13 protein-coding genes are annotated in these 17,912 nt (G+C 72.7%); 3 read left to right on the top strand and 10 right to left on the bottom strand.

The genetic code is table 11. The features are described from left to right. The first annotated feature begins 12 nt into the window (after positions 1-12). A complete protein-coding gene (locus J1792_RS16525; protein ID WP_307843011.1) occupies positions 13-3,042 on the top strand; it encodes a patatin-like protein in 3,030 nt (1,009 codons plus the stop codon). A 43-nt stretch (positions 3,043-3,085) separates the two neighbouring features. Here J1792_RS16525 and J1792_RS16530 read toward each other — a convergent pair whose 3' ends face one another. From J1792_RS16530 to J1792_RS16555, 6 genes are all read right to left on the bottom strand, one after another. Continuing rightward, a complete protein-coding gene (locus J1792_RS16530) occupies positions 3,086-3,874 on the bottom strand; it encodes an LppU/SCO3897 family protein (RefSeq protein WP_086566263.1) in 789 nt (262 codons plus the stop codon). A gap of 39 nt (positions 3,875-3,913) precedes the next feature. Next, positions 3,914-5,080, bottom strand: coding sequence for an aminotransferase class I/II-fold pyridoxal phosphate-dependent enzyme (locus tag J1792_RS16535; RefSeq protein ID WP_086566264.1), 1,167 nt, complete (start codon positions 5,078-5,080; stop codon positions 3,914-3,916). Positions 5,081-5,208: 128 nt separating this feature from the next. Continuing rightward, on the bottom strand, positions 5,209-5,835 hold the full coding sequence (locus J1792_RS16540) for a hypothetical protein (RefSeq protein WP_086566265.1): 627 nt from the start codon (positions 5,833-5,835) through the stop codon (positions 5,209-5,211). Positions 5,836-5,921: 86 nt separating this feature from the next. Then, a complete protein-coding gene (locus tag J1792_RS16545) occupies positions 5,922-6,122 on the bottom strand; it encodes a hypothetical protein (protein WP_086566266.1) in 201 nt (66 codons plus the stop codon). 170 nt (positions 6,123-6,292) lie between these two features. Beyond that, complete coding sequence (locus J1792_RS16550) at positions 6,293-7,189, bottom strand: SDR family oxidoreductase (RefSeq protein ID WP_086566267.1); 897 nt, start codon at positions 7,187-7,189, stop codon at positions 6,293-6,295. A 143-nt stretch (positions 7,190-7,332) separates the two neighbouring features. Next, positions 7,333-8,586 carry a cytochrome P450 family protein gene (locus tag J1792_RS16555; RefSeq protein ID WP_242645938.1) on the bottom strand — a complete coding sequence of 418 codons (1,254 nt, stop codon included), beginning with the start codon at positions 8,584-8,586 and terminating at the stop codon, positions 7,333-7,335. 184 nt (positions 8,587-8,770) lie between these two features. On the opposite strand from J1792_RS16555, the gene J1792_RS16560 reads away from it, so the two are divergent. After that, positions 8,771-10,234, top strand: a complete 1,464-nt coding sequence (locus J1792_RS16560) for an MFS transporter (protein ID WP_207247581.1) — start codon at positions 8,771-8,773, stop codon at positions 10,232-10,234. A 61-nt stretch (positions 10,235-10,295) separates the two neighbouring features. Here J1792_RS16560 and J1792_RS16565 read toward each other — a convergent pair whose 3' ends face one another. Then, positions 10,296-10,790: a peptidylprolyl isomerase gene (locus J1792_RS16565; RefSeq protein ID WP_086566270.1), complete on the bottom strand. Its 495-nt coding sequence runs from the start codon at positions 10,788-10,790 to the stop codon at positions 10,296-10,298. Positions 10,791-10,924: 134 nt separating this feature from the next. Here J1792_RS16565 and J1792_RS16570 point away from each other — a divergent pair, with 134 nt between their 5' ends. After that, entirely contained in the window at positions 10,925-12,433 is a 1,509-nt protein-coding gene (locus J1792_RS16570; protein WP_086566271.1) for an SDR family oxidoreductase, read from the top strand. 84 nt (positions 12,434-12,517) lie between these two features. Here J1792_RS16570 and J1792_RS16575 read toward each other — a convergent pair whose 3' ends face one another. The 3 genes from J1792_RS16575 to J1792_RS16585 all read right to left on the bottom strand — a co-directional run bounded on the left by J1792_RS16575 (position 12,518) and on the right by J1792_RS16585 (position 17,903). After that, positions 12,518-14,719 carry an endonuclease gene (locus J1792_RS16575; protein ID WP_207247582.1) on the bottom strand — a complete coding sequence of 734 codons (2,202 nt, stop codon included), beginning with the start codon at positions 14,717-14,719 and terminating at the stop codon, positions 12,518-12,520. A gap of 138 nt (positions 14,720-14,857) precedes the next feature. Then, complete coding sequence (locus J1792_RS16580; protein ID WP_207247583.1) at positions 14,858-17,452, bottom strand: DUF6185 family protein; 2,595 nt, start codon at positions 17,450-17,452, stop codon at positions 14,858-14,860. Between the two features lie 64 nt (positions 17,453-17,516). Further along, a complete protein-coding gene (locus J1792_RS16585; RefSeq protein ID WP_207247584.1) occupies positions 17,517-17,903 on the bottom strand; it encodes a hypothetical protein in 387 nt (128 codons plus the stop codon). Positions 17,904-17,912 lie beyond the last annotated feature (9 nt).

The raw sequence follows: 17,912 nt of genomic DNA on the forward strand, positions 1-17,912 counted from the left end.
TCCGATGGTGGGGTGGAGGAAGCAGGGAAAGAAGAGGCGAGGCAGCCGGCGCAGTCCGAATTGCGGTTGGCCGCCACGTTCACGGGCGGCGTGAGCCTGGCCGTGTGGATGGGAGGTATCGCGCGGGAGATGAATCTCCTGGCGGCGGCCGGCTGGTCCGACCAGAGGACCGATACCGTCCGGGGCCGCCAGGTGGAGAAGTACCAGCGTCTGCTCGAGCTGCTGCGGCTGAACGTCAGCATCGACGTGCTGTCGGGAACCAGCGCGGGCGGCATCAACGCGGCGTTCCTGGGCATGGCGAACGCCCGTCGCCTCGACCTGGGCCGGCTGCGCGATCTCTGGCTCGACGAGGGGTCGCTCGGCAAGCTGCTGCGCGACCCCTCCGTACGCAATCCACCGTCCCTGCTGCTCGGTGACGAAGTCCTGCTCAACGGACTCCGTTCGGCGCTGGAAACCCTCGCCAGTGGCGATCCGGTCGTCAAGCCCGAGGAGGGCGACCCGACGCATGTGTTCATCACCACCACCCTGCTCTCCGGCCTCGAGAGCACCTTCAAGGACGACTACGGGACCGCTGTCCGGGACACGACCCACCAGGGCCTGTACACCTTCACGGCCGACCAGCTGAAGTACGACACCGCGCTGCCCGCGCTCGCACTGGCGGCGCGCAGCAGCGCCTCCTTCCCCGGCGCCTTCGAACCGGCGTACGTGCCGATCGGCGCATCGGGTGACGCCAAGCACCCCGACATGGCCGGCTTCATGACGCAGGGCGTCCGCACGCAGTTCTGCGCGGACGGAGGACTGCTGGCCAACCGGCCGCTGGGGCCGGCCCTGCGGGCCATCTTCGACCGGCGGGCGGACAAGGAAGTACGCAGAGTACTGGCCTACGTCGTGCCCTCCGCCGGCGTCGGTGACCCCCCGACGGCCCCGGCAGAGCCCCGGCAGCAGGACCTCCCGGGCCTTGGGGCCGCCCTGCTGGCCGATGTGAACGCCCTCCGGTCCCAGACCATCACCGCCGAGCTGCGCGCCCTCGCCGACCACAACGAACGGGCCCGCGGCCGACGGAGCCTCGAGAGCCGCCTGGCTCTCCTCGCCGGCGAGGGAGGCGACCTGGCCTGGGACGGTCTGTACGCCGAGTACCGTGCCGTACGGGCCCGGACCCTGGCACACGACGCCGCCGACGAGACGCTGCGCGGGCTGATCGCCGACGGCCGCCGCAGCGAGTCCGACGGCCGCCCGGTCGGCTTCGGCGGCGACCTGGAGATCCTCACGGCCGCGGCCGCCGAGACACTGACCGCGATGATGCCCGACAGCCTGGGGGGCTCCGCCTCCGCTTCCGCCTCCGCCGATGTCTTCGAGCAGCTCGCGGCCTTCGGCCGGCTGCCTCTGGACGGGGCGAAGGCCACCGTGGTGCGGCTGCTCCGGGCGGGATTCGCCAGGTGGGTGCCGGACGCCCGTAGCGCATTGAACGCCCTCCTCGACGCCGCTCACTCCGCGGTGCCTCGGCGAGCGGAGGAGAGCCCGTGGACGGGGCTCGAGGCGGGGCTGCCCGGCACGGGCCCTCTGCCGCCCGGCGCGATCGCCGAACTGGCGGCGTCCGACGCATGGCGGGACGCCGTGCGCGGGCGTCTGACCGCGGAGGCCACAGGGGACCTGGGCGCCGGCTGGCGTGAGCTCGCCGATGTCGTCCTGGAGGCCCGCCCGCTGCTCTCGGACCTGCTGAGCGGGGGTGACAGGACGTCGGCGGACGCTCGGTCCGTTCTGGAGTACCTGACCGGCACGACGACCGGCACGACGACCGCCGCCGGGCCGGACGCGGCGTCGGTGGCCCGGCGGCTGTTCGAGCTGCAGGCCGCCCAGCAGGTGATGTTCCCGGACGAGCCGGCCGCCTTGCAGGCGGTGGAACTCGTCCAGATGAGCGCCGACACCAGGACCGACCTCGACGCGCGCAGCCTGGCCGGTGAGAAGCTCACCGGCCTTCAGCTCAACCACTTCGGCGCGTTCTACAAGAGGTCATGGCGCGCCAACGACTGGATGTGGGGCCGCCTGGACGGCGCCGGCTGGCTCGTCCACGTCATGCTGTCCCCGCGTCACCTGAAGCGGCTCGTAGTGGAAGACCGCCGGGGACCAGGGGATATCAGGGCCGCACTGGAGAAGATCGCCGGCTCCGCGCCACCCCCGGGCGTGTTCGATCCGATCCCCGGCAAGGCCTCACGACCCGAACTGGCCTTTCTCGGGGATCCCGACCCCGACGCGCCGGACCTGCCCACCAGCCTCCCCATCACCTCGCAATGGGTCGCGAGCGGGCTCCAGAGCCTCATCGCGGCGGAGGAACTGCCCTGCGTCGCCGAGCAGGCCGAACACGACAGGCGGGACGGACACGCCGACACTGCCGCCGGCTTCCTCGCCGCGTACAGGACGGCGACCCAAGGCCGGACGGGCCAGGCGCCCGTTCCGCCGGAAGGCGTCCGCGCGCTGCTCGGTGCCTGCCGCGTCTCACAGGAGACATTCGCCGGCGAACGCGGCAGCAAGGCGTTGACCCGCACGATCGTGCAGAGCGCCGCCGTGGCCGCCAACGCCGTCGAAGCGGGGACCTCCCGCCTGAGGTCGTTCCGGCCGGTGTTCGGCACCATCGGCAGATCCCTGCGGCTCGCGCACCGCGTGGTGCGGTCCACGTCGTTCGGCAGCCGGCCGTGGCTCGCGGGCCTGTTGCTCGTGGTGACGGGCGTCGTCGCTCTCACCAGCACCATCGATCCGATCCGCTTCCTCGGCGCGGCGGCGGTGGCAGGAGGCCTCGTCGTCCTGGCGATCGCCACCCGCGCCCTCACGATCGTCCTCTCCGCCCTGGCCATCCTCGCGGTGATCGGACTGGTGCTGGCCGCCGCCATCCCAGGCCTCAACGAACACGTCTTCCCCTGGCTCGGCGACACCGCCGTCCCCTACCTGGGCGTCCACCCCTGGCTGTGGGCGGCGCTCGTCCTCTTCGTGCTCCTGCCACCTTTGTGGATGGCCGGCGACCTGCTCCGCACAGTGCGGCGCCGCTAGCGCGGGCGGAGGCCGGCGGGACGCGTCGGCGGTGCTGGTCGACTCAGCGCACCCTGACGAGGCAGAGGGTGTTGCCCTTCGCGCTGTACTCCGCGTAGGCGATGTACGGGATCTCCGGGCCGTCCGCTGCGCAGTTCTCGCCCGGGCCGGTGAGTTCCTGCGACACCCGGTACTGGTCGGGGGAGGAACCGCAGACGACCGCTTCCAGGTCCTGCCGGGGCCACTCGGCGTTGTTGCGGACGCAGTCGCCGACGGACAGGTGGACCGGCTTCGCGTCCCCGACCAGCAGGCCGATCAGGATCAGCAGCGGCACCGCCAGGACGACGAGGGCGACGGGGAGGGTGACCAGCAGGGTCGCCGGGCGCAGGAGCACCCGTTTGCCCGGGTCCAGTGGCGGCCGCCAGCCCCCGGCGGGAGGGCCGAGGCGGCGGAACGTGCCTCGCGGGCCCAGCACGTTGGCGAGCACGGTGAACGGGGTGATCACCATGGAGAGCGGGCCCCACCACCCCTGCCAGAGGGTGTCGGCGGTCATCCTGCGGTGCAGCGCCGTTCCGCACGGGCGGCAGAACGTCCCCGATCGCTTCAGGAAGCGCATGAGGACGACCATTCCCTGGTGCCCGCGCACGGTGGCGTGGACGGCCGGCATGCCGCCGCATATCTCGCACTGCGGCGGCCCGCCGAGGGGCGACTGCCCGTAGGAGGGCTGCCCGTATGACGGCTGCCCGTATGACGGCTGTCCGTACGAGGGTTGGCCGTACGAGGGTTGGCCGTAAGCCGGCTGACCGTAGGGCTGGCTGGCGTACGGGTGCGGCGGCCCCGGCGGGTTGACCACGGAAGAATCCCTCGACGATCGGCAATGTGCACGTGCACCCTAACCCCAGTGGCAGGCCCCTATGCGGCGCACCGCTTCGCGGATGAGGTCGGTGCCGGCGCACACGGTCAGGCGCACGTAGCCCTCGCCCCCGGGGCCGAATCCGCTGCCCGGGATCGACAGCACGCGGGCGTCCTGCAGGAGGCGCTTGGAGAACGCCTCGCTGTCGTGGCCCGCCGGGCAGCGTACGAGGCAGGAGAAGGTGGCCCGGGGTCGCAGCACCCTCAGGCCTGCTTGTTCGAGCCCGTCGCAGAGCAGCCGCATGCGCTCGCGGTAGACGGAGCGGAGGTGGGCGGGGTAGCCCGTGGTGTCGTTGAGCGCGGTGACGGCGGCGTGCTGGACCGCGCCGAACGTGCCGGAGTCGGTATGGGCCTTGACGGTGCGCAGCGCGTCCACGACCGCCGCGTTGCCGACGGCGAAGCCCACCCGCCAGCCGGGCATGTTGTACGCCTTGGACAGCGAGTGGAACTCGATGCCGCACTCCATCGCGCCCGGCGCCTGGAGGAAGGACGGCGGGGGCGCGCAGTCGTAGTAGATGTCGCTGTACGCGGCGTCGGAGGCGACCACGATGTCGTGGCGGAGCGCGAAATCCGCCAGACGCGCGTAGAACTCCTCGGTGGCGAGGGCCGCCGTGGGGTTGTTGGGGTAGCAGACCCAGAACAGCTTGGCCCGCCGTGCCGCGTCCGCGGGTATCGCGGACAGGTCGGGCAGGAAGCCGTTCTCCTCCCGCAGGGGCACGCGGACCACCTCCGCTCCGCACCACCGCGCCCAGGTGGCGTACACCGGATAGGCCGGGTCCGGGACCAGCACCACGTCGCCCGCCTCCGCGTACGCCATGGTGAGGTGTGCCATCGCCTCCTTGCTGCCGAGCGTGACCACGACGCCGGTGGCGGGATCGACGCGCAGCCCGAACCGGCGGCCCAGGTGCCGGGCGGCGGCCTCGCGCAGGGCCGGGGTGCCGGCGGAGGGCGGGTAGCGGTGGGTGCCCGGGTCGCGGACGGCCTGGCGCATGGCCCGCACGATGTGCGGCGGGGCGGGCAGGTCGCAGTCGCCCACCCCGAGCGGGATGGGCGCCACGCCGTCCTGTCCGGCGAGGGCCCGGGCCCGGTCGACGAGGGAGAACAGGTGGTTCTCCGTCTGCTCCAGACGTTCCGCGCGACCGGTCACACGGGCCTCCTCCGACGAAGCCGACGTTCACTGCCGGAATCGTGCCCTGGAGCGGGGGAGCGGCGCGAGAGGGCGTCTGCGGCCCGCCCGTGCAGGCCGCGGGTGCGCGCCTCGTGTGGTGCGTACGGTCACGGGCGCCGCAGCCGGTTCACCGCCGGCCGGGGGCCGCCGCGCCGCGCGTGCCGCTGCGGGCGGTGGTCCTCCGGCCGGGCCCTGACCAGGTCCTCGAAGAGGTCGCGCGCCCGTACGAGCGCCTCGCGCAGTTCCTCGGTCGGGACCTCCCGGGAGCGGCCGCCCACCGAGGCGGTGCGGAGCTCGCGCAGGCCGTGGACGCTCCGGGGGGCGTGGACCGACAGCGCGTCGGCCATGTCGTCCCAGGTGGTCGAGGGGAAGCCGCGGTCGCGGGCGAGTTCGCCGACGAGGAGTTCCGCGTCGGCGACGGACCGCGCCGGGGCGTCCACGAACCGCTCCTGGATGCCGGTCCACCGTGCGACGTACTGTTCCCGGGCCGCCGCCGGAAGCGGCGAGACCCGCAGGTGTTCGTAGCGTCCCAGCCGCTCGGACAGTTCCCGTTCGGCCGCCTTGCGTTCGCCGCCGTGCCGGGCGAGGGCGGCGTCGTACTCGGGCCCGAAGCGCCGCCGCAGAGTGCCGCCGCCGGTACGCGCGCCGTGTCCGACGGCCCAGACGGCCACGGAGACACCGAGGAAGATGACGGCCGTCGTGACGGCTACGGCGATCAGTGCGTGGGTTGACATGGAGTCCCCTTCCGTACGTCTTCCGTACGTTTCATCCGGCCCCGACGCCGATGTCGTCGAGAAGCCGACGTGGTGCCGTGCCGTGCTCAGGCGGCCTGCCTGCCCTCGCCCGGGACGGGGGTCGGCTCGTACGAGGGCTGATCGGGCACGACGCGCAGCGGCCGGCCGGGCAGCCCCTGGCGCGGCTGCTCGGCGGAACCGCTCTTCAACAGGCACTCCTCGTACCGCCCGAGGGCGAGCACCAGGCACAGGAGCAGAGGAGGCATGAGCAGGGCGACGGCGACCACGGGGGCTCCTTCCGGCACAGCCGAGAGTCGGAGGCGTGACAGTGACCGGCTTGCCCCTGGGGCCCGGCACAAACGCGCCGGCACAAACGCGAAGGAGCCGCCGCGTCCGGGACACCCGGGTCACGCCCTGGGAACCGGCCCGGCGGCGGCGACCGCCTCGCGAACCGCCGTCAGGGACGGCGGTGCACGCCGCCGGCCCGTGCCAGCAGCCCCTCGAGCCCGGCGGCGGAGCTCAGCCCCGTGGCCGCCGACTTCACGCGGTCGCTGAGCGCGTAGGGCACCAGGGAGTCGAGCCTTCCGCCCACCCGCGCGTCCGTCCCCAGCACATAACGGGCCCTGGGGCGCGGGGTGGCCAGGACGCGGTGGATGGCCCGGGCCACCCGCTCCGGCCCGGGATAGCGGGACGAGTCCCGCAGCGACCGGGAGGCCACCCGGTAGCAGTCGGCGTACCGGGAGGAGACCGAGGCGCGCCGCTCGAAGGCGTCCGCGGCGTTCTCCAGCATGGGGCTGGCGTGGAAGCCCGGTTCGACCAGCACGACCCGTACGCCCCAAGGCGCAGCCTCCATGCGCAGGGCGTGGCTGAGCGCGCTCAGCCCGGCCTTGCTGGTGCTGTACCAGCCCGCGAACGGCATGACCGCCCGGGCGGCGACCGAGGAGACGTTGACGATACGGCCGTCGCCGCGATGGCGCATGGCGGGCAGCACCAGCCGGGCGATACGGGCCGGCGCGTGGAGGTTGACCTCCATCAGCCGGCGCGCCTGGTCCTCGTCCACGTCCTCGATCGCCCCCGGCAGCGCCGTGCCCGCGTTGTTCACCACCGCCCATGGGCCTCCTCCGGTCAGCCCGGCGATCTCGGCGAAGACGTCGGCGCACCGCGCGCCGTCGGTGACGTCGAGGACCATGGTCCTCAGCCGCGTACCCTCCTCCTCCGCCCGGGCGCGCAGCTTGTCGGCCTTCTCCTCGCTGCGGACGGTCGCGAACACCTCGTACCCGGCGCCCGCCAACTGCAGGGCGGTAGCCTGTCCGATCCCACTGCTCGCCCCCGTCACCACGACACTGCGCGACATCTCTGCTCTCCCGTCGGTGTTCCGGGCTCTCCCTGTGCTCTCACTGTGGGATACGGGCCGTCCGTGAGCGGGCGTCACCACACCGTCGGGACGTCATCGCGCGGAAAACCGTCCAAACGCACCAAGGCGGAGGGCGCCGGAGGTCAGTGCGTCGTTTCGGCCGCGAGCCGGACGGGCAGCGTGTCCGTGCTGTTGCCGACGAAGCTCGGGTGCGGGGGAAGTCCGTCGGCGGGCACGGCGAGGGCGAGGCCCGGATAGCGCTCGAACAAGGCCCTCAGCGCGATCGTCGCCTCCATCCGGGCGAGCGGGGCGCCGAGACAGTAGTGCGGGCCGTGTCCGAAGGAGAGGTGACGCGGCTCGGGGCGCCGGGTCACGTCGAAGCGCGCGGCGGACGGGCCGTACGCGCGCTCGTCCCGGCCGGCGGCGGTGTACGAGGCGAGGACGGCCGTGCCGCGCTCGATGAGCGTGCCGTCGACGGTCAGGTCCTTGGTGGGGTAACGGAAGGGGAAGAAGGCGACGGGGCTGTCGTAGCGGAGCGTCTCCTCCACGACGTCGTCCCAGCCGGCCCGCCCGGCCCGGACGAGCTCGAGCTGGTCCGGGTGGCCGCACAGGGCGCGTACGGCGTTCGTGATCAGGTTGAGCGTCGTCTCGTGGCCCGCCACGATCAACAGCAGCAGGGTGCCGAGGAGTTCGCCCTCGCTGAGGCGGTCCCCGTCCTCCTCCTGGGCGGCGATCAACGCGCTGGTGAGGTCGTCGCCGGGCGCGGCACGGCGCTGGGCGACGACGCGCTGGAGGACAGTGGCCATGTCGCGGTTGGCGTGCCGCGTCTCCTGCGGGGTGGCGCTGGTGCGCACGATCGTCTGCGAGAGGCGGTGCAGGTCGTCCCGCATGCCGGGTGCCACGCCGAGCAGTTCGCAGATGACGCCCATCGGCAGTGGGTAGGCGAAGTGCCGGCGCAGGTCGACCACGCCCGTGGCGTCGGCCCGCTCGCCGAGCCGGTCCAGCAGCGCGGCGGTGAGCTCCTCGACGCGGGGGCGCAGCGCCTCGATCCTGCGCGCGGTGAACGCCCTGGTCACCAGGGTGCGCAGCCGGCGGTGGTCGTCGCCGTCGGCGGTCGTCATGCCCTCGACGGTGGCGAAGGTCGTCAGCGGCCATCCGTCCGGTATCGCGCCCTGGGCGAGCGCGGTGAAGTGGCGGGCGTTCTTGGCCACGTCGGGGTGGGCGAGGACTTCCTTCAGCTCCTGGTAGCGCGTGACGGCGACGGCCCCCACGCCACCGGGCAGCGCTACGGGAACGGCCGCGCCGGCGTCCCGTAATCGTCCGGCCTCCGCGTGCGCGCCGGCGCCGGTGGGGTCGAGGGGGTGCGGTGGACGCGGTGACGGTGTGCGGTCGCTCATGACGACGCTCCTCGAGGGGCCGTGGTGGGAAGGGGCGCGCACGCCCACGCTGACTCGACCTGTCCTGTGCATGCCGTACCGATGGTGGCACGGCCCCCGGGCATGCGCCCGGGTCGGCCGGGAAGCCGTGGGGAACGCCGGCCGGGCCGCGGGGCTCGAGGCCGTCGGGACAGGAGGGGCGCACATGACGACAGTCGGGGAACGTTCCGGCGCACAGGGCACGGTGACGACGACGGTTCCGGCGCGGCTGGACCGGTTGCCGTGGTCGCGGTGGCACTGGACCGTGGTGATCGGTCTCGGCACCGTGTGGATACTCGACGGTCTCGAGGTGACCGTCGTGGGGAACATCGCCGGGCGGCTGCCGGAGAAGGGCAGCGGGCTGGACATCACCGGCGCCGAGGTCACCGGCCTGGCCGCGGCCCTGTACGTGGCGGGTGCGTGTGCCGGCGCGCTGTTCTTCGGCCGGCTCACCGACCGCTTCGGCCGCAAGAAGCTGTTCCTGCTCACTCTCGTGCTGTATCTCGGCGCGACCGCGCTGACCGGCCTGTCCTTCCACTCCTGGTGGTTCTTCACCTTCCGCTTCCTGACCGGCTGCGGGATCGGCGGTGAGTACGCGGCCATCAACTCGGCCATCGACGAGCTGATCCCGGCCGCCTACCGGGGGCGGGTCGACCTCATCATCAACGGCAGCTTCTGGATCGGCGCCATGGGGGGTTCGCTGCTGTCCGTCGCCATGCTCGACACCGGCCTGTTCCCGGCGAACCTCGGCTGGCGGCTGATCTTCGGCCTGGGCGTCGTCCTGGGCCTGGTGATCCTGCTCGTCCGCCGCCACGTCCCCGAATCGCCGCGCTGGCTGATCATCCACGGCCGCGGCGACGAGGCCGAGGAACTCGTCGACGCGATCGAGAAGAGGACCGCCGCCGAGACGGGCCGTCCGTGCGAGCCCGTCGACCGCAGCATCACCATCCGTCAGCGCGAGAGCATCGGCTTCCTCACCATCGCCCGGACCGTCTTCCGCGACTACCCCCGCAGGTCCGCGCTCGGGCTCGCCCTCTTCATCGGCCAGGCGTTCCTCTACAACGCGATCACCTTCGGGTTCGGCGCGATCCTCACCGGCTTCTTCTCCGTACCGTCCGGCCGCACCGGCTACTACTTCGCCGTCATCGCCTTCGGCAACTTCCTCGGACCCCTGCTCCTCGGACGCCTCTTCGACACCGTCGGCAGGCGGCCGATGATCACCGGCACGTATGTGCTGAGCGGGCTGCTGCTGTTCGCGACCGCCTGGCTGTTCGGGCGGGGAGTGCTGACGGCCGGCACGCTGACCGCCTGCTGGTGCGCGGTGCTGTTCTTCGCGTCGGCCGGGGCGAGCAGCGCCTACCTCACGGTCAGCGAGGTCTTCCCGATGGAGACCAGGGCGCTGGCCATCGCCTTCTTCTACGCCGTCGGCACCGCCGCGGGCGGCATCACCGGCCCGCTGCTCTTCTCCGGACTGACCAGTTCCGGGGTGGTGGGGGACACCGTGCTCGCCTTCCGGATCGGCGCGGCGCTCATGACGGCGGCGGGCGTCATGGCCGGCTTCCTCGCCCTGCCGGCCGAACGCCGCTCGCTCGAGGACATCGCCAAGCCGCTCACCGCCGCCGACGACTGAGCCGCGAACGGGGCCCGGGCCGTGACCGGCCGCCGTCACCGGCGGCCGGTCATCGGACGGGTCAGGCCTCGACGACGCCGGACTTGGCGATGACGATCTTGGCCTTGGTGGCGCCGGTGCGGGAGCCGAGGCCCTCGATCTTCTTGACGAGGTCCATGCCCTCGACGACCTCGCCGAAGACGACGTGCTTGCCGTCCAGCCAGTCGGTGACGATGGTGGTGATGAAGAACTGCGAGCCGTTGGTGTTGGCGCCCGCGTTGGCCATGGAGAGCAGGCCGGGCTTGGTGTGCTTCAGCTTGAAGTTCTCGTCGGCGAACTTCTCGCCGTAGATGCTCTTGCCGCCGGTGCCGTCACCGCGGGTGAAGTCACCGCCCTGCAGCATGAAGTCGGGGATGACACGGTGGAAGCCGGAGCCCTCGTAGCCGAAGCCGTGCTGGCCGGTGGCGAGCTCGCGGAAGTTCTTGGCGGTCTTGGGGACCACGTCGTCGAACAGCTTGAAGACGATGCGGCCGGCCGGCTCGTCGTTGATGGTGATGTCGAAGAACACGTTGCTCATGAGGATAAGTTGACATGCCCTGCCCCTTTGGACGCAAACCAGCTCCGTGTTCCTGGATTTTTCACCGCATGTGCCAATATTGATCCATTTAGTCGTGAATGCGGCGCACGGCAGTGACGGAGAAGAGGCGGCACATGCGAAGCGAGGACGACGGCACCCCCAGCGGAACGCTCTGCCTGGTCACCGGCGCGAGCGGATACATCGGGGGCCGCCTGGTGCCGGAGCTCCTGGACGCCGGACACCGCGTCCGCTGCCTGGCGCGGTCCCCCGAGAAGCTGCGCGACCACCCGTGGGCCGACCGCGTCGAGGTGGTGCGGGGGGACGTGACGGACGCGCAGTCGCTGGGCGAGGCGCTGCGGGGCGTCGACGTGGCGTACTACCTCGTCCACGCGCTCGGCACCGGCGCGTCGTTCGAGGACACCGACCGGCGGGCCGCCCGGCTCTTCGGCGAGCAGGCCCGCGCCGCGGCCGTCGGCCGCCTCGTCTACCTCGGCGGCCTCACCCCGGCCGGCGTCGACGAGCGCCGCCTGTCGCCCCACCTGCGCTCACGCACCGAGGTCGGCCGGATCCTGCTCGGCTCGGGAGTGCCCACCGCCGTCCTGCGCGCCGCCGTCATCATCGGTTCCGGCTCCGCCTCCTACGAGATCCTGCGCTACCTCACCGAACGCCTGCCGCTCATGGTCACCCCCAGCTGGGTGGGCACCCGCATCCAGCCGGTCGCCGTGCGGGACGCCCTGCGCTACCTCGTCGGCAGCGCCCAGCTGCCGCCCGACGTCAACCGCGCCTTCGACATCGGCGGCCCCGACGTCCTCACCTACCGCGACATGATGCAGGCCTACGCCGCCGTCGCCGGCCTGCCGCGTCGGCTCATCCTGCCCGTCCCCGTGCTGACGCCGGGCCTGTCCGGCCTCTGGATCGGCCTGGTCACCCCCGTTCCCGGCGGCATCGCCCGCCCCCTCGCCGAATCGCTGCGTCACGAAGTGGTCTGCCGCGAACACGACATCGCGCGGTACGTTCCCGACCCGCCGGCCGGCCTCATCGGCGTCGAGGAGGCCCTCCGGCTCGCCCAGCAGCGCGTGAGGGACGCCCAGGTGGCCACGCGCTGGTCGTCCGCCGCCGTGCCGGGCGCGCCCAGCGACTCGCTGCCCACCGACCCCGACTGGGCCGGGGGCAGCCTCTACACCGACTGCCGGGAGGCGGCGGTGGACGCCCCGCCCGAGCGGCTGTGGCGGGTGATCGAAGGAATCGGCGGCGAGCACGGCTGGTACTCCTTCCCCCTCGCCTGGGCGGCCCGCGGCTGGCTGGACCGCCTGGCCGGGGGCGTCGGCCTGCGCCGCGGCCGTCGTGACGCGCACCGGCTGAGGGTGGGGGACTCGCTGGACTTCTGGCGGGTGGAGGAGATCGAACCGGGCCGGCTGCTGCGGCTGCGCGCCGAGATGCGGCTGCCGGGCCTGGCCTGGCTGGAGATGTCCGTCGACCGCGACCCCGACGGCCGTACCCGCTACCGGCAGCGCGCCCTCTTCCATCCCCGCGGCCTGCTCGGTCACGCCTACTGGTGGAGCGTCTCGCCCTTCCACGCCGTGGTCTTCGGCGGCATGGCGAAGAACATCACCCAGGCCGCCACGGCGGCCCGGTCGGCCTGACCACGGACGGCTCCGGCCGACTGCGGACGCCCTCCTCGGCTGACCCGCGCCGCCCCCGCCCCCGGCCTCGGGCGGGGGGACCGCTCAGGCCGCCGGCCAGGCGTGTTCGAAGTCCAGGTCGCGCGCCCATTCGGGGTGGTCGACGAGGGGGTTGCGGTCGCCCTGGATCTCGGCGATGGCGGCGTTGCGGTGGTGTTCGTACTCGCCGACGGCTTCCGACTCGTGCCAGGTCAGCAGCATCTCCAGCCGCTCGCGCCGCAGCTCGCCCGGGGCGTCCCCGATGAGGCCGGGATAGCGCAGGAGGAAGTAGAAGGTCGCCCTGGCCACGGGCCCCTTGCCGGCCGAGGGCTCGAACCCCTGGCTCTCGCGGCGGCCGCAGGAGGTCCGGATGGCCTCCTGGAGATCGGCGAAGTCGAAGTAGGGGAAGTTGCCGCGGAAGCTGTTGCAGGTCGTGCCGCAGGCGAACAGATGGTGGAGGTCCCCGCGCATGGGCTCACGCTTGGCGAACCACGACTGCGGCACGACGTGCTCGCAGTTGAAGAGCACGGCGTCCTCCAGGGCGTCCATCTCGGCGGCGACCGCGTCCGGCCCGAGCGCGGCCTCACGCACGAGAAGCTCCCGCCAGCGCTCGAAGCGGGCGGCCTCGGCCTCGGCGTCGGCCCGGATGAACTCCTCCGGACTGAAGCTCTCGCCGGAGTAGATGCCGCGCAGCTCGAGGTCGGGGTGCAGGTCCACCCACGGGTACAGCAGCATGATCGGCTTGTAGGCGGGGCGCCGCTCGTGGGTCCGTTCCAGGAGGTCGGTCAGCGCTTGCCGCAGCGGGGCGCCGGTGACGCCCGGGAGGGAGGCGTAGTACTCCTGCCGCGCGGCCTGGTCGGCCTCGGCCTCGTAGTAGGGGCGGTCGCGGCCGGCCTCGAGGTTGACCAGGGCGGCCTGGAGTTCCCTTTCGGGGTACGGAACGCGGCCGTCCGTCGGCGGTCCGTACGCCGGCCCGCCGTACGCCGGCGGGAGGGGTGGCGACGGCGCACCGCGATCGCCGTCGGGCGCCGGACCGGCCCACGACGGAGGGCCGGCGCCCGCGATGCCGACCGCGATCCGCAGGGGCACCGTCAGGTGGACGACGTCGCCGGATTCGCTCCGGCCGGATATCTCCGGTGCCGGTGCCGGTGCCGGTGCCGGTCCCGCACCGGCCGGCGACGGCGGACCTACGGGCCCGGGGAGGCCGGTGGGCGTCTCGAGCAGCTGCGCGCGCAGTTCCGGGGCCGAGCCCGACACGGCGGCCTCGCGCACGGCCCGCAGGATCCGGCTGATCCGTACGCCCTCGTTGGCCTTCCAGGCCAGCCGCTCCTCGCCCTGCTCCGGGGTCCACACGCTGCCGTCCACCGCGAGGTAGCGCCCGTCGGCGCCCTTCGCGGGCACGCCGGCGTGATGCAGGGCGACGACCTCCCACTGGTCGTTGAAGACCGGCGCTCCCGAGGACCCCTGCCTGGTGTCGGCTCCGTACTGGACGAAGTCGTCGAGCAGGTCGACCACCTCGTTCTCGCGCAGCGCGAGTTGTTTCGGCTCCCCTCCCGGGTGCTGGACGATGTTCACCAGTTCTCCGAGGATCACCTTGCCCTGGGCCTCGCTCAGCCCGAGCCGGCCGAAGGCGCCGAGCGGTTCACCGTGGCGGCTCCGGGCGGCCACGGCGACCAGCGTGAAGTCCAGATGGCGGTCGGTGACGAAGAACCGGGCGGGCTCGAGACCGAACTCCACCGGCTCCAGCGGCCGCCCGTCGGGCCCGGCCTGGTAGTTGAAACGGACGAGGCCGCGCTCGGCCTGCTCGGGATCGCGGAGCACATGGTTGTTGGTCAGCAGCAACGACTCGGACACCAGGAAGCCCGTGCCGTAGTGCGCCCCACGGCCCCCGACGAACACCCGCCCGACGGATCGCGCGGCCAGGGAGCCGGCCTCGAGGAAGCCGACGTCGACCAGGTCGTTGCGCCCCATCAGGCGCTCGAGCGCGAGCACGTCCGCGCCGAAGCTGTCCGGCGCCAGGCCCGCCAGGCTCCGTCCCGTGGTGGCCTCGCGCGGCGTCCGCTCCAGCGCGGTGGCCAGCGGCCAGCTCGCCCCCAGGCGCGCCAGCCGTTTGGTCACCCGGTCGGGTGCGTCCGCATGCAGCACTCCGCGGTCGTCGAGTGCCTTCCGGATGGCCTGGCGCTCACGCGTCCGTGCCTCGTAGCGCTCGGTCGCCCGCTCCGTCTGCCGCAGGAACTCCGTCCGGGGGAGGTACTCGATCGTCGCCATGCGCTGTCTCCTCGCTCGGCAGAGACAGAACCGCTCATTACCTCCCAGTCTGGGCACGCGCCGGCCGGATCCTCCTCTTGGGCGTCACCCACATGGCCCAATCCGGGCCCGGGTCGGCGCCCGGCCTTCGTAGCGTCGCTACTTCCACCGGGCGTCGGAGCCGGAGAAGAACTTGAGGATGGTCAGGACCGCGACCAGCTGCATCAGGATGTAGGCGACCTGCGCGGAGAAGCCGCGGATCTGGTAGATGGACAGCAGCAGCCCGACACGGTTGGGCCAGAAGCGCCGCTCCGAGCGGAAGGTGTCGGCGTCCATCGCGAGGCTGGTCAGGGTGAGGACCAGCAGCATCAGGGAAATGCCGACGGCGACGTTGCCGATCTCCTGGTCGGTGATGAGATTGCCGACGAGGCCCAGGCCGATCAGGAGGGTGTAGGCGAGGGTCAGGCTCAGGGCGCGGGCCGGGCCGCGGCGGCCCGGCAGCAGGCGCCACAACGCCCCCAGCACCAGGCCCGCGCCGGACCAGACCAGCTCCCAGTAGACGAACATGAACAGCATCTCCGGGGCGCCGAACATGTACAGGCCCCGGCGCATCCACTCGCCCTGGGGCGAGTAGGCCATCCAGACCATCACGATGCTGCCGGGAACGCCGAAGGCGGCCGCCAGGAGGGCGGCCCGGCGCGCGTTGTCCCACCACTTGGCGTGCGGCCCCCAGCTGAGGGCCACGTCGACGACGTTGACCTGGAGGGGAAGCCAGGACCGTGGCGCGCCGCCGGCCCCGGGTGCCGGGCGCCGGCGGTGCAGCCGGTTCATTTCCTTCTCCACCTCGTGCCGTTTGAGAGCGCTCTCAGCTCCCGCCTGGTCCATGGCGCGCAGGCTGGTGGTCAGTTCGCGGTAGCGGCGGGCGCGGGTGATCAGGTCGTTGCGCTCGGCCTCGGTGATGGTTTCGCACAGTTGCTGAGGAGACCCGCTGCAGCCCTCGAGGTGCTGGGTGAGGACGGCCCGTCGCTTCCCGACGGCCAGCAGGCCGTAGAGGGCGGCGATGTCGAGCACCAGCCAGAAGGCGGAGAGCGCCTGGCTGCCGGCGTAGGAGCCCTGGCGCCAGGCGACCACCACGGCGAAGAACACGGCCAGCAGGAGGCGGTCCAGGGGGGTGGGGCTCGCGTACGGCACGGTGGGGGCGAGGTCTCTGGCCCGTAGCAGCGCGACGATCGCGAGACCGGTCAGCACCCAGGTGTGGGTGTAGTACCAGGTGGGGATCTGGGCGGCGAACGAGGCCATGTCGCGCGCCAGGGAGGCCACGTGCTGGGTGTGGTACGCGGCGATGTCGCGGTTGGCCAGCCAGCTGACCCGCTCCCATTTCCGCTCGATGGCCCACTCTCCCCAACCCAGGAGAAGGAGGGCGAGCACGGCGAGTGCGGGGCCGAGGCGGCGCAGCCGCCAGGGAGTGGCCGTGGAGCGGAGCAGTCCGCCCTGGCGGGCGAGCGTCCAGGCCCACAGGGCGGTGCCCGCCAGCCACAGCCACTGCACGGCCCAGACCTCCGCCACCAGCGCGGTGAAGCCCGCGTCGGCCGGGCGGGTCGGCGTGGCCAGTGGCGCGGGGAGCCCGAACAGGGACGGCTCCGCGGCCACCAGGGCCGCAGCCGCCGCGACGAGGGTGGCGGCCACCAGCACGGTTCTCCTGGGCCGGGCGGAGACGACCAGCAGCCAGCCCGCCAGGACACCGATGAGCACGGGCCAGCGCATGCTGTAGTCCAGCCAGGCCGGCGGCTTGTCGGCAAGGAGATCGGCGGTGTTGAGAACCGCCCTGTAGAACAGCAGGATCATCACGCCGAGGACGGCCTTCAGCGCGCCCCACCACCACAGGGCGGCGCTGCTGCTCTTCTCCAGTTCGGTGAGCTCGGGGCCGGCCGGCTGGCGCCGGGCGCGCAGGGCGGCCAGGATCACGACGATCGACGTGCCCACCCACCAGGTGGTCATGCCGGCGGCGTTGGCGACCAGCCATGGCTGGCTGCTGGCGCTGGTCGCCGCCCAGGCGCGCTGCCAGGGAGGGATGACCTGCACGGTCACCCTCGGGCCCGCCGCCCCGGTCCGCCCGAGCCCGGACCACGTCAGGTGCCCTTGGTCCGCCCCCGAGGGCCTCGGGGTCACCTGGGAGGCGTCGAGCCCTCCCAGGTCGATCCGGACGCGGTCCCAGTGGGCGCCTCTCAGGGCCGGCGGCGGGGAGAGGGACAGACCCCACTGCTCGGTGTGGATGTCCATCGTCCAGGGGCCGGCGTTGAACCGTCCGCCGTTGTTGAACCGGAACTGCGTCTCGTACTGGACCTCGACCCAGGACGCCTGGGCACTGACCCGTGGGCTGTGCTCGCGCCACTCCTCGGGCCGGCTCATGGTGTCCGGGGCCCGCAGCAGGCAGCGCATCGCCCGCCGGTGGGGCTCGGAACTCTCGCTCAGCAGCAGGTCGCTGGCGTACAGCCAGGCGGTCGGCACCCGGACCGTCATCAGCCCCCAGGCCTCGGCGACGGAGCGGGCGTGGTTCTCGAGCCGTAGATCGACGTCGGTATGGGCCTCGGTGAGCTGCGCGGTGTGGCAGTCGTCGGCGACCCCGGGCCCGGCGGCGTTCGCCGGGGTGGGGGACACGCCCCACCATGCCGCCAGGCCCAGGAACAGGAGCGCGGCCCAGCGGCGCCACGCCCCCGGGCCGCCGTCCCGCCCCGCCCGCGCGCCGCCCGTCACGGGGGCGTACGGCGGCCGGGGCGTACCCCGGCCGGGCCGGGGTGGCAGGGCCCCCGGCGCACCCTCACGACGTCGCGCTCTTGCTTCCCGGACATCCGCTGACGGGAGTGCACTGCAGAATCACCTGGCACACGTGGCCCTCGGCCTCGTCGCCGTTCCCGCCGGTCTTCGCGAACCGCCATTGGGAGGGCTGGGTGTGGCCGGTGGTCGCGGCCTTCTCGACCTCGATGCGGAGCGTACGGGCCTCGATGTCGTGCGTCTCGACCAGGATCTCGTCGGAGGCGACGGGGAAGTGGTCGTGCAACAGGCACAGGCCGAACCGGTCGAGGTTGCCGTGCTTCTCCAGTACGGCCACGAGGTCACGGACGAACGCGCTGTCCTGAGGGCCCAGGCCCTCGGCTTCCTCGAAACGGGGAAGCGCCCGGTCGGAAGTGATCGTCTGCTGTCCCATGCGTGCTCC

This window comes from Streptomyces triculaminicus (genome assembly GCF_017349075.1).
Taxonomy (GTDB): Bacteria; Actinomycetota; Actinomycetes; order Streptomycetales; family Streptomycetaceae; genus Streptomyces; species Streptomyces triculaminicus.

Coding starts and splice junctions, on each gene's coding strand:
- J1792_RS16540 (WP_086566265.1), bottom strand. CDS start 5,835: ATGTCAACCCACGCACTGATCGCCGTAGCCGTCACGACGGCCGTCATC.
- J1792_RS16550 (WP_086566267.1), bottom strand. CDS start 7,189: ATGTCGCGCAGTGTCGTGGTGACGGGGGCGAGCAGTGGGATCGGACAG.
- J1792_RS16555 (WP_242645938.1), bottom strand. CDS start 8,586: ATGAGCGACCGCACACCGTCACCGCGTCCACCGCACCCCCTCGACCCC.
- J1792_RS16560 (WP_207247581.1), top strand. CDS start 8,771: ATGACGACAGTCGGGGAACGTTCCGGCGCACAGGGCACGGTGACGACG.
- J1792_RS16565 (WP_086566270.1), bottom strand. CDS start 10,790: ATGAGCAACGTGTTCTTCGACATCACCATCAACGACGAGCCGGCCGGC.
- J1792_RS16570 (WP_086566271.1), top strand. CDS start 10,925: ATGCGAAGCGAGGACGACGGCACCCCCAGCGGAACGCTCTGCCTGGTC.
- J1792_RS16575 (WP_207247582.1), bottom strand. CDS start 14,719: ATGGCGACGATCGAGTACCTCCCCCGGACGGAGTTCCTGCGGCAGACG.
- J1792_RS16585 (WP_207247584.1), bottom strand. CDS start 17,903: ATGGGACAGCAGACGATCACTTCCGACCGGGCGCTTCCCCGTTTCGAG.